This window comes from Catellatospora sichuanensis, assembly GCF_007483665.1.
Lineage (GTDB): Bacteria > Actinomycetota > Actinomycetes > Mycobacteriales > Micromonosporaceae > Catellatospora > Catellatospora sichuanensis.
This window is the reverse complement of the sequence record NZ_ML660187.1, coordinates 198,613-211,923: the sequence shown is the minus strand read 5'-3', so window position 1 is coordinate 211,923 and position 13,311 is coordinate 198,613. Positions and strand designations below refer to the sequence as shown.

The window sequence follows — 13,311 nt, the reverse complement described above, 5'->3', positions numbered from 1 at the left end:
GTTGTGACCCCGGTTGCTGTCCGGACCCGTCCGACCCCCGGTGACCTGCTGCTGCCCTAGGGTGGTGGTCAGCCTGTGCGAACCCTCACATTACTGAACGGTAACTAGGGCGTAGGCTGCGGTGGGGTTTATACACAGGGCTGTTCCGACGCAGGGAGGCGTGGGTATGGGCGGCGTACAGATCGTCAGTACGGTCATCGCAGTCGCCGTGACCGCGGTCGCGGTGGCGCTGGTCGTACGGGCGGTGCGGCAGATGTTCGCCGTGATCAGGCTCGGCCAGCCCGACCCCTCCCGGTCCAACGATCGCGGCACCCGCCTCGCCACCATGTTCCGGGAGACCCTCGGCCACACCCGGATGTTCAAGTGGTCCGTGGTGGGCGCGGCGCACTGGTTCGTGATGATCGGCTTCGTCGTGCTGTCGACGCTCGTCGCGGGCGCCTACTTCGAAGTGGTCAACCCGGCCTGGGAGCTGCCGATCCTGGGCGGCTGGGACGTCTTCGCGTTCGTGACCGAGTGGATCGGCATCCTCGGCATCCCGGCGATCATCGTGCTGATCGCGATCCGGCTGCGCCAGCGGCCCAGCCGCACGTCGAACTCGCGTTTCGCAGGTTCGACCATGTGGCAGGCCTACTTCGTCGAGTACGTGATCCTCGCGGTGCTGATCCTGGGCTTCCTGATCCGCGGTTTCAAGGTCGCCAACGACATGTTCCACCACCCGGCCTGGGCCACCCCGCTGTCACACGCGCTCGGTGCGGTCCTGCCCGCCTGGCCGAACGCCATCACGATCACCGCGCTGGTCAAGATCCTGGTCTCCATGGCCTGGGCGATCACCATCGGCCTGAACGTGACCATGGGCGTGGCCTGGCACCGCTTCCTCGCCTTCCCCAACATCTACTTCAAGCGCAACGCCGGCGGCGCGCCCGCGCTCGGCGCGCTCAAGCCGATGACCTCCAACGGTGCCCCGATCGACCTAGAAGAGGCCGATCCGGAGAAGGACACCTTCGGTGTCTCCCAGGTCGAGCACTTCGGCTGGAAGGGCCTGCTGGACTTCTCCACCTGCACCGAGTGCGGCCGCTGCCAGTCCCAGTGCCCGGCCTGGAACACCGGCAAGCCGCTGTCGCCGAAGCTGATCGTGCTGTCGCTGCGCGACCACGCGTACGCCAAGGCCCCCTACCTGCTGGCAGGCGGCGGCAAGGACCTGTCCGGTGAGGAGAAGGCCACCGCGGAGCAGTTGGCCGGCGTCAACGTGCTCGCGCTGGCCGAGGCCGAGCGGCCGCTCATCGGCGGCGCGGCCGAGCTGGGCGTCATCGACCCGGACGCGCTGTGGTCCTGCACCATGTGCGGCGCCTGCGTGGAGCAGTGCCCCGTCGACATCGAGCACGTCGACCACATCGTCGACATGCGCCGCTACCAGGTGATGATCGAGTCGAGCTTCCCTTCGGAGGCCGGTGCGATGCTGCGCAACCTGGAGAACAAGGGCAACCCGTGGGGCGCGCCGCCCAACACCCGCGAGGACTGGACCAAGGGCCTGGACTTCGCCGTGCCGCGGGTCGGCGAGGTGGAGGAGTTCGAGTACCTGTTCTGGGTCGGCTGCGCCGGTGCGTTCGAGGACAAGGCGAAGAAGACCACCCGCGCTGTCGCGACGCTGCTCAACGAGGCCGGGGTCAACTTCGCCATCCTCGGCAACAACGAGACCTGCACCGGCGACCCGGCCCGGCGCATCGGCAACGAGTTCGTCTACCAGATGCTCGCCCAGCAGAACGTCGAGACGATCAAGGAGTCGGGCGCGCTGAAGATCGTCGCGACCTGCCCGCACTGCTTCAACACCATCGGCAACGAGTACAAGGAGCTCGGTCTCGAGGTCGAGATCGTGCACCACACCGAGCTGCTGGCCCACCTGGTCAAGACCGGCAAGCTCACCCCGGTCGCACCGATCGACGGCGGGCTGACCTACCACGACCCCTGCTTCCTTGGCCGGCACAACCGTGTCTTCACGCCGCCGCGCGAGGTCCTCGGCGCGGCCATCGGCGCGGGCTCGACCACGTCCGCCGGGGGCGGCACCGGAATCCTGGAGATGGGTCGCCGCGAGGAGCGCTCGTTCTGCTGCGGCGCCGGTGGCGCCCGCATGTGGATGGAGGAGCGCATCGGCAAGCGGATCAACGTCGAGCGCACCGAGGAGGCCCTGGCCACCGGCGCGAAGACGATCGCCGTCGGCTGCCCCTTCTGCTCCACGATGATCACCGACGGCGTCCGCTCCAAGGGCCAGGAAGAGGTCGAGGTCATCGACGTGGCCTCAGTCCTCCTGCGCTCCGTCAAACCCACCCCCGCCCCCTGACCCCACCCCCGGCCCCCTCGGGCCGCAACTCTTGAACACTCGCGCCCTCAGCCACGTGCTGAGGGCGCGACTCTTCGAGAGTTGCGCCAGGTGGGGGTGGGTGTGCCCGCGAGGGCGGGGGAGTGCGGGGTTCTGGCAGAATCGGGCGCTGAGGTGATCTCGTCATCGACGCGCTGTCCGCCATCCTGCCCATTCTGTTCTTCGTGCTGCTCACGGTCGGCACCGCGTTCTTCGTGGCGGCCGAGTTCGCGCTGGTCACGGTCGACCGGGCAGAGATCGACGCGCGGGCCGACCGGGGTGAGCGCCCGGCCCGCACGGTGCGCCGCGCGCTGCGGGAGCTGTCGTTCCAGCTCTCCGGCGCACAGCTGGGCATCACCCTGACCGCGCTGCTCACCGGTTACCTGGCCGAGCCGGCGCTGCGGCCGCTGGTCGAGCCACTGGGCGTGTCGGCCGGGCTGAGCCACGTGATCTCGCTCGGCATCGCGACCCTGTTCTCCATGCTCTTCGGCGAGCTGGTGCCCAAGAACGCGGCGCTGTCCCGGCCGATGCCGGTGGCGCTGCGTACGGCCGGTCCGATGCGGGTCTTCTCGCGCATGTTCAAGCCGCTGATCTTCATGCTGAACGGCACCGCCAACTGGCTGGTGCGGAGAATGGGCATCGAGCCGCAGGAGGAGCTGGCCAGCGCCCGCTCGCCCGAGGAGCTGGGCCTGCTGGCCGCGATCTCGGCGCAGGCCGGTGCGCTGCCCTCGGACACCGCCCTGTTGCTGCAGCGCACGGTGCGCTTCGGTGACAAACACGCCGCCGAGGCGATGACGCCGCGCATCGACGTGGTGGGCCTGGCCGGCTCGGCCACGGTCGCGGAGCTGTTCGAGGCCGCGCGGGAGACCGGGCACAGCCGCTTCCCGGTGTACGAGCAGACGCTCGACACGGTCACCGGCGTGGTGTCGGTCAACGACGCGCTCGCGGTGCCGCCCGCCCGCCGCTCGCTGACCACGGTCGCCGCCGTGGCCCGCGAACCGGTGCTGGTGCCGGGCTCGCTGGACCTGGACAAGGTGGTGGCCGCGCTGCGGGCCGGACGCTCCGACTTCGCCATCGTCGTCGACGAGTACGGCGGTACCGACGGTGTGGTCACCATCGAGGACCTGGTCGAGGAGCTGGTCGGGGAGATCGCCGACGAGCACGACACCGCCGAGGAGGAGGAGTCGGGCTCGATCGAGGTGACCGTGCCCGGCGGCGTGCGCACCTGGCTGGTCGACGGCATGCTGCGCGAGGACGAGCTGGACGAGCAGACCGGGTTCCGGCTGCCCGAGGGGCCGTACGAGACGCTGGGCGGATACCTGATGGCGGAGCTGGGCCGGATCCCGGTGGTGGGCGACGCCCTGGTCGCCAACGACTGGGAGTTCACCGTGGTGGAGATGGACCGGCACCGGGTGGAGCAGGTGCGGCTGGTCCGGCTGGCGGGCGACGACGATGACTGAACTGCTGATCACCGCGGCGCTGCTGCTGGGCAACGCGTTCTTCGTCGGCGCGGAGTTCGCGCTGATCGCCTCCCGGCGTACCGTCCTCGAGCCGAAGGCGCAGACCTCGCGCCCTGCGGCCTGGGCGCTGTCGGCGATGAACCAGATCCCGTTGATGATCGCGGGAGCGCAGCTCGGCATCACGCTGTGCTCGCTGGCGCTGGGTGCGATCGCGGAGCCGGCGCTGGCCCATTTCATCGAACCGGCGTTCCACGCCCTCGGCCTGCCCGAGAACATGCGGCACCCGATCGCGTTCGTGATCGCGCTGCTCATCGTGGTCTTCCTGCACACCGTGATCGGCGAGATGGTGCCGAAGAACATCACCCTGGCCGGGCCGGAGGCCAGCGTGCTCTGGCTGGGGCCGCTGCTGCTGGGGTTCTGCATCGCCACCAAGCCGCTGCTGGTGGCGATGAAGTGGGCGTCGCGCAAGGTGCTGCGGCTGTGGCGGATCGAGGCCGCGGACGCGGTGAAGACCGTGTTCACCGCGGAGGAGCTGGCGGGCCTGGTGCAGCAGGCGCACACCGAGGGCCTGCTGGACCCCGAGCAGCACGCCCGGATCGCGGGTGCGCTGGCGCTGCACCAGCGCACCGCCGCGGACGCGCTGCGGCCGTGGTCGGCGGTCACCATCGTCACCGACGACACCTCGCCGGCCACGCTGGAGGTGCTGGCCACCCGCACCGGGCGGTCCCGGTTCCCGGTGGTGGCCCGCGGGACCCGGCGGGTGCTGGGCTTCGTGCACATCAAGGACGTGATCGGGATGGAGGGCGCGAGCCGCCGCGAGCCGATCCCGGGCACGCTGATCCGGCCGCTGGCGATCGTGCCGCCGGACCGTTCGCTGGCCGAGCTGCTGCTGTCGATGCGGCGCGAGCGTCGGCACATCGTGCTGGTGAGCGAGGGCCAGCTACCGGTGGGTGTGGTCACGCTCGACGACGTGCTGAACGCCATCATGGCCTCGGCGGTATGACCCGGTCCTGACGGAGCGTGACCGCGGCGAAGCCTGCGCTGGTCAGAGCTGCTGTCGACGTGCCCGCGGATCGAGAATCCTGGGGCACGCTGAGTGACATCAGGGCAGCTCAGCGAAGTTGTCCCGGTTCTGGCTTGAAACCGGCTCACCTTCTTTTCTAGGGTTGGTGACCGTCTGGTGCGTACGCCGGGTTGTGACCCCTCGCGACCCCGCCCCGGACACCGCGCCCGGGTTCACCCCCACGCTTCACCGGTCGCGGTCGGCGGAAAAGGAGCTTCGGTGACCCCCCTCCGTACCGCGTCGCGCTCGCTCACCCGGGCGCTCGTGCTGATCGCCGCTCTACTCGTCGGCCTCGCGCCGGCGCTGCCCGCACAGGCCGAACCGTCGATCAGCGAAATCGAGGCCGAGATCGCCAAGACGTGGGAGAAGCTCGAGCCGCTGGTCGAGGGCTACAACAAGGTCCACAGTGAGCTGGTCAAGCTGCAGAAGAAGGCCGCCGGCCTCGAGACGAAGCTCCAGCCGCTGCGGATGACCGTCGAGGTGACCCGGACCCGGGTCGGCGCGATCGCCGCCGAGTACTACAAGGGCGGCCGCAACGCCGAGGTGAACGCGCTGCTGAGCAGCGGCTCGCCCAAACAGTTCGCCGACCAGCTGATGCTCCTGCAGCAGATCGCGCACGGCAAGCAGGAGCAGATCTCGGCCACCTCGGAGGCGAAGGCCAAGTTCGACGGTGAGAAGGCCGCGCTCGACAAGGCCATCACGGACCAGAAGGCCAAGGACACCGACCTGGCCGCGAAGAAGAAGGTCATCGAGGGCGAGATGAGCCGCCTGCAGAAGCTGCGGACGCAGGCTTACGGCTCGGGCGGCTCCGGCGGCTCGCTGAAGCTCGGCAACGCCTGCCCCGCACAGATGGGCAGCGGCAAGGGACAGACCGCCGCCTCCTGGGCCTGCAAGCAGATCAGCAAGCCGTACGTTTGGGGCGCGGCCGGTCCGGGCAGCTTCGACTGCTCCGGCCTGACCCAGTGGGCGTATGGCAAGGCAGGTATCAGCCTCACCCACTACACCAAGGACCAGTGGGGCGAAACGACGAAGGTGTCCGGCACGCCCATGGTCGGTGACCTGGTCTTCTTTTACGGAGACCTGCACCACGTCGGAATGTATGTCGGTACGGTCGGCGGCCGGAGGGTGATGGTGCACGCGCCGCATACCGGCGACGTGGTGCGCATGCAGTACATCGACGTCATGCCGGTCGCGGGATACCGTCGGCCCTAGTGACTCCCGCAGCATGACGAAGGGCTCCCCGCGGTTCGCGGGGAGCCCTTCGCCTTCCGGGAGACCGGTTCAGAACGTCAGGGCCGGCTTCAGCACCACGTCTGAGCGCAGCACGTACGCGATGCGCTGCCCGAACTGGATCTGCACGTACTGCTGCCCGCCCCGGATGACGGTGCCGTCACCTGGGCCCGACCAGTCGAACGTGGTGGCGCGGTAGTACTCCCCGGCCAGCACCGGTCCGGCCGCGTAGCGCTGACCTGCCGTGATCGTGTACTGCGCCAGCGGGCTGACCGCCTGCACCGGCACGCCGGCCGGGTAGGCCGCCGCCTCCGGGTAGGCCCGGCCGAACACCGGGATGCTCGCCAGGCCCGGCTTGGGCTCGACCACGAACCCGACGTTCCACAGCGGCCCCGCGTCGGCGTTGCGGAACCAGGCCTTCTGGCCGAGATACCAGATCGCGGTCCACTCGCCCGCGCGCTCGGCGACGGCGTACGTCTGGCCCGCCGAGGCCCGCGGGCAGTGGTCGCTGATCAGCATGGTGCTCGCCCTGGTGCCGCACCGGCCCGGGTCGCGGACCAGCGGGGCGGACAGGTCGGGCGCCGAGCGCAGGATCACCGAGGAGCTGGAGCGCAGCGGGCACGGGTTGGTCGCCGCGCCGGTGCAGCCGGTGAACGCGGGCTTGTTGGTGGCGAAGTCCGGGTTCAGGGTGACCAGCCCGGCGTGGCCCGCCAGCGGCTCCGGCAGCCCGCGGAACGGGGCCTTGAGCAGGTCGAAGTAGTGCGACCAGTCCCAGTACGGGCCCGGGTCCCAGTGCATGCCGGCGACCGTGGAGGTGATGGTGCCGGGCACGTTGTCGTGGCCGATGATGTGCTTGCGGTCGAGCGGGATGCCCAGCCGCAGCGCCAGGTGCCGCACCAGCTTCGCCGAGGTGCGGTAGAGCGCCTCGGTGTACCAGCCGCCCTGCGCCGCGAAGCCCTCGTGCTCCAGGCCGATGGACTTGGCGTTGACGTACCAGTTGCCCGCGTGCCAGCCGACGTCCTTCGCCTTCACGTGCTGGGCGATGTGCCCGTCGACCGAGCGCAGCGAGTAGTGCCAGCTGACGTACGTCGGGTCGGCGACCAGCTTCAGGGTCGTCGCCCAGCTGGCCTCGGTGTCGTGGATGACGATGTACTCGATGCGCTGCGACTGCGGCCGGTTGCCCTTGTCGTGGTTGCCGTAGTCGCCGTCGCCGAACGCCTCGTACGGGGCGGGCAGCGACTCGCAGGAGATGTCGATCGGGCACTCGATGCCGTCGGGCCGGGCGAGCTTGCGCAGGCCGAGCCGGATCAGCCAGTCCCGGATCGGGGTGACCTGCCTGCCGGCCAGCGCGAGGGGGTGGCCCTCGTCGGTGGTGCGGGCGACGCCGTCGCGCAGGGTGGCGTACACCTCGTCGGCGAACACGGCCGCGGCCTGCTCGCTGTCCGCGCCGGAGTAGCGGGCGACCGCGCCGTACCAGGCCGCCGGGTCGGTGTCCGCGCCCTTCGGCGCGCCGAGCGCCTCCTGGTACGAGGCCAGCAGCGCGGCTCCGCCGCGGATGTTGGCGACCGGGTCGGTGCGCAGCGTCTCGGCGGACAGGCCGGTCAGGTCCGCCGCGGCCGGCAGCGTGTGCAGCGCCGCCTCGGCCGGAGCCGGGGCGCCGACGGGGTGGCCGGTCGCCTTGGGGCGGCTGTCGTCGCCGCGGGCGTCCTCCTCGGGCGCGGGCTCGCCCGCGGTCTCCGGCGCGGCGGCCGGGGCCAGGGCGGCCACGTAGGCCGCGTCGGTGAGGTGCATCGGGCCGTAGCCGCCCGAGGTGCTGGGCGCGCCCGCGTTGGCGTCCCAGCGGGACTCCAGATAGGAGACGCCCAGCAGCACGTCCACGGGTACGCCGTACTCCTGGGCCGCGGCCTGGTAGTCGGCCTGTCGGGTGGGTGGCGGTTCGGCCTGGGCGGCCACCGGCGAAACGCCGGCGCCGAGTCCCAGACCCACCGCGGTGAGCAGCGCCAGCCGGCGCAGGGGGAATCGGGATGACACGTACGGCTCCCTTCGACTGTCCGATGCGGTCACCCTGCCCCCGGCCGTATGGTTAGTCAATAGTTACCGATATCAGATACGAACATGAAACTATTCTTCAGAAGCGCGGCGCGCGTACCGACAGGTGATGCGACTGCTCACCGGGTGTCCGCGGCGACTGCCGCTCTGGTAAATATGGGCGAATGCGACTAAAGCGGTGGCCCGCGATCATTGCCGTGCTGGTGCTGTCGGCTGTGATCGGCACGGTCGCGGCGGTGTGGCTGTCCGGCGACGAGCCCGAGGCCCCCAGCGCGACGCCGCCCTCGCCGTCGGCCTCACCGAGCCCGAGCGCGGCGGCCCCCAGCCCGTCCGCGCAGGTCACCGGCGAGGGTGTGGTGCTCGACTTCGCCAATGGCCTGGAGCAGGCCCGCGTGCTCGGCTCGGCGACCGGGCCGCTGGTCGTGCGCGAGGAGAGCCAGACCGGCGGCGACGTCTCGCTGGTGCCGCGCGACGGCGACTTCGCGGTGCGCTTTCCCGGCCCCTGCGCGAGCAAGGACGACACGCAGTGCCCGCGGGCGATCCTCGACGCCGGTGCGAACAAGGCGCTCAACCCCGGCCCGCGGGCGTTCCGCTGGGGCGCCGCGGTGCTGATGGCCCCCGGCGAGACCAGCAAGGGCTCGAACGTGCTGCAGAAGGGCTACTCCCAGTTCGGCACGCAGTTCAAGCTGCAGGTCGACGGTGCCAAGGGCATCCCGTCCTGCGTCGTGGCAGGACCGCAGGACGGAAGGAACACCATCCACGTGGCACAGGCCGAGCAGGGTGTCGCCGACGGGCGCTGGCACACGGTCGCCTGCGCGCGTGACGGGGCCGTGCTGCGCATCTCCGTGGACGGGGTGCCGCAGCGCGAGGCCGCGGTGCCGGCCGACCTGAGCATCTCCAACGACGCCCCGCTGCGCATCGGCGGCAAGGGCGTCGCCCCCGGCAACGACCAGTTCCATGGCACGCTCGACGACCTGTTCGTCGCGATCGGATAGAACGCCCTGGTGACACGCGACTGCATCGACGGAATTGCGCTCTTGTAGCGGTCTTGCCTAACGTGAATCCCTGTGTGTAGCCATAATCGGCCCCTCGACGCGGGGCTCCCCAGTGCACCACGAATACGCCGCGGCCTCATGACGGCCGCCGTCGTCCTCCTCGCCCTGCTCGCGCCCGCGGCGCAGGCCCACGCGGCCCCCACCCCTGCCGAGATCGAGAAACAGATCGACGAGCAGTGGGACAAGCTCGAACCGGTCATCGAAGAGCACAACGCCACCAAGCTCAAGCTGACCAAGCAGCGCAAGAAGGCCGACGAGCTGTCCGCACAGCTCGCGCCCCTGGAGCTGAAGGTGGAGGTCACCCGGGCCCGCATCGGCGCGCTGGCCGACCAGCTCTACCGCGGCGGCACCCTGGCCCAGGTCAACGCCTTCCTGCGCAGCGGCGACGCCGGCGTCATGGCGAAGCGGCTGCTCGTGATCGACCAGCTGGCGCACGACAAGAAGGAACGCATCGCCGACACTCTCGCCGCCAAGTCGGCACTGGACGCGGTCAAGCAGCCGCTGGACGAGACGATCGCGCAGCTCGCCAAGACCGAGGCCGAGCAGGCCGGCCGGTCCAAGGCCATCGAGGCGGAGATCGCGAAGCTGAACAAGCTGCGCCTGCAGGCGTACGCCAACGGCAACGGCATCGGCAAGCTCGCCCCCGTGGCCTGCCCGACGGCCTATCCCGGCGGCCCGGCCGGCAAGGCGGTCCAGTTCGCCTGCCGCCAGATCGGCAAGATGTACGGCTGGGGCGACGCGGGCCCGAGCACCTTCGACTGCTCCGGCCTGACCAAGGCCGCGTGGGCCCAGGCCGGGATCTCCCTGCCGCACAACGCCAGATCCCAGCGCGCCAACGTCAAGTCCGTCAGCCGCGCCGACCTCAAGCCCGGCGACCTCGTCTTCTACTACAGCGACCTGCACCACGTCGGCATGTACGCCGGCAACGGCTGGATCGTGCACGCCTCCCAGACCGGCAAACCCATCGCCATGCGCCGCATGGACGCAGCCCCCATCCACAGCTTCGGCCGCCCCGCCTGACCACCCCTCCCGCCGCCCCACCCCGCCCCACGCGCAACTCTTGAAGAGTCACGGCCTCGGACTCCTTCCGAAGGCCCGACTCTTCAAGAGTTGCGGCAGGCAGGCAGGCGGGCAGGCAGGCAGGCAGGCCCGGCCGGTGGGGAGGGGTCTAGGGGGTGGGGCGGAGCATGGGTGGGTGGAGGAGGCGGGCGGGGCCCCGACGGAAGAGCTGGGCGGGGCGGCCGCGTTCGGCGGCGATGCTGCGGCCCACGGGCTCGACGAAGCCGGGGGTGCCGGTCACCTTGCGGTGGAAGTTGCGGGGGTCGAGCCTGGCGTCCCAAACCGTCTCGTAGACCTCGCGCAGCTCCGTGATGGTGAACTCGGGCGGGCAGAACGCCGTCGCCAGCGGTGAGTACTCCAGCTTGGCGCGGGCGCGCTCGACGCCGTCGGCCAGGATGCGCGCGTGATCGAAGGCCAGCTCGCCGGGGGGCAGGGCCACCCAGGCCGCACCTTCCGCGTCGCTGCCCGCGACCGGGGCGGGCAGGTGCGGGAGCAGTGCCAGATACGCCACGGTCACCACGCGGCCGCGCGGGTCCCGACCGGGCGCGCCGTAGCTGGCCAGCTGTTCGAGGTGACCTACCGGCGCGGTCAGCCCGGTCTCCTCCCGCAGTTCGCGTACGGCGGCCGCGTCGAGGTCCTCGTCGGGCAGCACGAAGCCGCCCGGCAGAGCCCAGGCCCCCCGGTAGGGCTCGATGCCCCGGCGCACCAGCAGCACCCGCAACTCGTTGCCCTGCACCGTCAGCACCACCAGGTCGGCTGTGACGGAAAACGCGGGAAAGTCGGCCATCTGATTTATCACCACCTTGACGAGAATGTATCACGGAGCTTATCGTCATCGTGACGATAAAGGGACCGGGGAATCCTCCGAAGGAGAACGATCACGATGGCTGACGTGTCCAAGCGCTTCTTCCTGCGCCACCTGCGCAGCACGCCGACGAACTGGGTGCGCCACAGCGTGCGCGGACGGGCCAAGCGGGAGGGCATCGGCCTGGCCTTCTGGTATCGACCGCTCACCGCGGTGCTCAGCGAGGTGCCGGTCGACGACCGCGAGCTACCGCTGCTGTTCCACGCCCGCACCAGCGACTTCACCGATGTCACCGTGCAGGCCACGGTGACCTACCGGGTCGCCGAGCCCGCCGTCGCGGTCGGCCGGCTGGACTTCTCGATCGACCCGTACCTGGGCAAGGCCCGCGCCCGGCCGCTGGACCAGATCGCGACGCTGCTGGCCGAGCTGGCCCAGCAGCCCGCGCTGGACCTGCTCACCCGGCTGCCGCTGGCCGAGGCGCTCAGCGAGGTCGCCGCGGTCCGTGAGGCGGTGTCGGCCGCGCTGGGCAACGAGCCGCGCCTGTCCGATCTGGGCGTGCAGGTGGTCAGCGCCCGGGTGGTGGCGATCCGGCCGGAGCCGGAGCTGGAACGTGCGCTGCAGACCCCGACCCGCGAGGCGGTGCAGGTCGAGGCGGACCGGGCCACCTTCGCCCGCCGCGCGCAGGCCGTCGAGCAGGAGCGCGGTATCGCCGAGAACGAGCTCCAGAACAAGATCGAGTTGGCCCGGCGCGAGCAGCAACTGGTCGAGCAGAACGGTGCCAACACCCGCCGCAAGGCCGAACTCGGCGCCGCCGCGCAGCTCGTCGAGGCGCAGGGACGCGCCGAGCGCGAACGGCTGCTCAACGCCGCCGAGGCGGAGAAGGAGCAGTTGCTGGCAGAGGCCAGGGCCGCGGGTGTGCGGGCGATCGGTGTCGCCGAGGGCGAGGCTGAGGCGGCCAAGCTCGCGGCATACCGGGACCTGCCCGCCGAGGTGCTGCACGGCCTGGCGCTGCGCGAGCTGGCCGGGCAGCTGCCGGAGATCGGCCAGCTCACCGTCACGCCCGACGTCATCACCGGCCTGCTCTCCCGCTTCGGCGCGGGCTCGTCGGACCGCTGAGAGCGAGGAGCAGGCGTGAGCGAGCGAACCATGTTGGTCGGCACTCATGGTGACGACGAGCGGAGCGGGGAGGGGGCATGAGCGCGACGCTCGCCCCGCGGGTGGTCGTGGTGTCCCGGCGCAGCGAGCTCGACGAGCTGCTGGGCCGGCACGGCACGCGCGCCGCCGCGGCGTACTTCCTGAAGGAACGGGGGAGGGAGATCGCCGAGGTGGAGGCGCGGCACGCCGCGCAGGAGGCGGCGCTGGCCACGGTCAGTGCCGCCCTGCCGGCGGACTGGCGGCGCGGGCAGGTGCACCGGGACGATCTGTCCCGGTTCCTGTTCGCGCCGGAGGACATCGTGGTCACGGTCGGCCAGGACGGCCTGGTCGCGAACGTGGCGAAGTACCTCGCCGGGCAGCCGGTGCTCGGCGTGAACCCCGAGCCCGACCGCAATCCCGGAGTGCTGGCCAGGTTCGCCGCCCGCGACGTGGCGGACCTGCTGCCCGCGGTGCTCGCCGGGCGTGCGCCCACGCAGTCGCGCGCGATGGCCGTGGCCACCCTTGACGACGGCCAGCAACTCTCCGGCCTCAACGAGATCTACATCGGCCACCAGACCCACCAGTCGTCCCGGTACGTCATCGCGACGCCGGAGGGCGAGCAGGAACGGCACTCGTCGTCGGGCGTGCTGGTGGGCACGGGCACGGGGGCCACCGGCTGGTGTGCCTCGGTCGCGCTGATGCGCGACCTGGCCGACACGCTGCCCGGTCCGGAAGCGTCTGAGCTGTGCTGGTTCGTCCGCGAGGCCTGGCCCTCGCCCGCCACCGGCGCGAAACTCACGGCGGGCCGCCTCGGTGCGGGTCAACGCCTCATGCTGACCAGCGAGAGCGAGCGCCTGGTCGCCTTCGCCGACGGCGTGGAGTCCGATCATCTCGTCATGGCGTGGGGCCAGCGCATCACCATCGCCACCGCCGCCCGCCACCTCAACCTCGTCGTGGCTTGAGCGCAGTCTTGTGCGTGGGGCGGGGCAGAGGCGGGCGGCGCACCGGTCCGGTGGGCGCGCGAGGCAGGCGGGCGTGACCACCCGCATGCCCCGCGCGCACAGACCGTCGGCGCGGGCCGGGGGCCGTCAGCTGTCGACCTT

The 13,311-nt window shown here is 71.0% G+C and carries 10 protein-coding genes; 8 read left to right on the top strand and 2 right to left on the bottom strand.

The features are described 5' to 3' along the window. The first annotated feature begins 166 nt into the window (after positions 1-166). The 4 genes from FLL47_RS08180 to FLL47_RS44690 all read left to right on the top strand — a co-directional run bounded on the left by FLL47_RS08180 (position 167) and on the right by FLL47_RS44690 (position 6,088). The gene (locus tag FLL47_RS08180; RefSeq protein ID WP_144119833.1) at positions 167-2,335 is read left to right on the top strand and encodes a (Fe-S)-binding protein; all 2,169 of its coding nucleotides are present in this window, start codon (positions 167-169) and stop codon (positions 2,333-2,335) included. Between the two features lie 185 nt (positions 2,336-2,520). Next, the gene (locus FLL47_RS08175; protein ID WP_144119832.1) at positions 2,521-3,813 is read left to right on the top strand and encodes a hemolysin family protein; all 1,293 of its coding nucleotides are present in this window, start codon (positions 2,521-2,523) and stop codon (positions 3,811-3,813) included. Further along, a complete protein-coding gene (locus FLL47_RS08170; protein WP_144119831.1) occupies positions 3,806-4,816 on the top strand; it encodes a hemolysin family protein in 1,011 nt (336 codons plus the stop codon). Before FLL47_RS08175 ends, FLL47_RS08170 begins: the two co-directional genes overlap by 8 nt. Positions 4,817-5,095: 279 nt before the next feature. After that, a complete protein-coding gene (locus FLL47_RS44690) occupies positions 5,096-6,088 on the top strand; it encodes a C40 family peptidase (protein WP_144119830.1) in 993 nt (330 codons plus the stop codon). A gap of 69 nt (positions 6,089-6,157) precedes the next feature. Here the strand turns inward: FLL47_RS44690 and FLL47_RS08160 are convergent, their stop codons facing one another. Continuing rightward, positions 6,158-8,137 carry an N-acetylmuramoyl-L-alanine amidase gene (locus FLL47_RS08160; RefSeq protein ID WP_144119829.1) on the bottom strand — a complete coding sequence of 660 codons (1,980 nt, stop codon included), beginning with the start codon at positions 8,135-8,137 and terminating at the stop codon, positions 6,158-6,160. A gap of 182 nt (positions 8,138-8,319) precedes the next feature. Between FLL47_RS08160 and FLL47_RS08155 the strand changes: the two genes are divergently transcribed. Then, positions 8,320-9,150, top strand: a complete 831-nt coding sequence (locus tag FLL47_RS08155) for a LamG-like jellyroll fold domain-containing protein (protein ID WP_144119828.1) — start codon at positions 8,320-8,322, stop codon at positions 9,148-9,150. 138 nt (positions 9,151-9,288) lie between these two features. After that, positions 9,289-10,230 carry a C40 family peptidase gene (locus FLL47_RS08150; RefSeq protein WP_144119827.1) on the top strand — a complete coding sequence of 314 codons (942 nt, stop codon included), beginning with the start codon at positions 9,289-9,291 and terminating at the stop codon, positions 10,228-10,230. Positions 10,231-10,378: 148 nt separating this feature from the next. Here the strand turns inward: FLL47_RS08150 and FLL47_RS08145 are convergent, their stop codons facing one another. Continuing rightward, the gene (locus tag FLL47_RS08145) at positions 10,379-11,056 is read right to left on the bottom strand and encodes an NUDIX hydrolase (protein ID WP_144119826.1); all 678 of its coding nucleotides are present in this window, start codon (positions 11,054-11,056) and stop codon (positions 10,379-10,381) included. 96 nt (positions 11,057-11,152) lie between these two features. Here FLL47_RS08145 and FLL47_RS08140 point away from each other — a divergent pair, with 96 nt between their 5' ends. Continuing rightward, positions 11,153-12,190, top strand: coding sequence for an SPFH domain-containing protein (locus tag FLL47_RS08140; RefSeq protein ID WP_144119825.1), 1,038 nt, complete (start codon positions 11,153-11,155; stop codon positions 12,188-12,190). Positions 12,191-12,267: 77 nt separating this feature from the next. Further along, positions 12,268-13,170, top strand: a complete 903-nt coding sequence (locus tag FLL47_RS08135; protein ID WP_144119824.1) for a diacylglycerol kinase catalytic domain-containing protein — start codon at positions 12,268-12,270, stop codon at positions 13,168-13,170. Positions 13,171-13,311 lie beyond the last annotated feature (141 nt).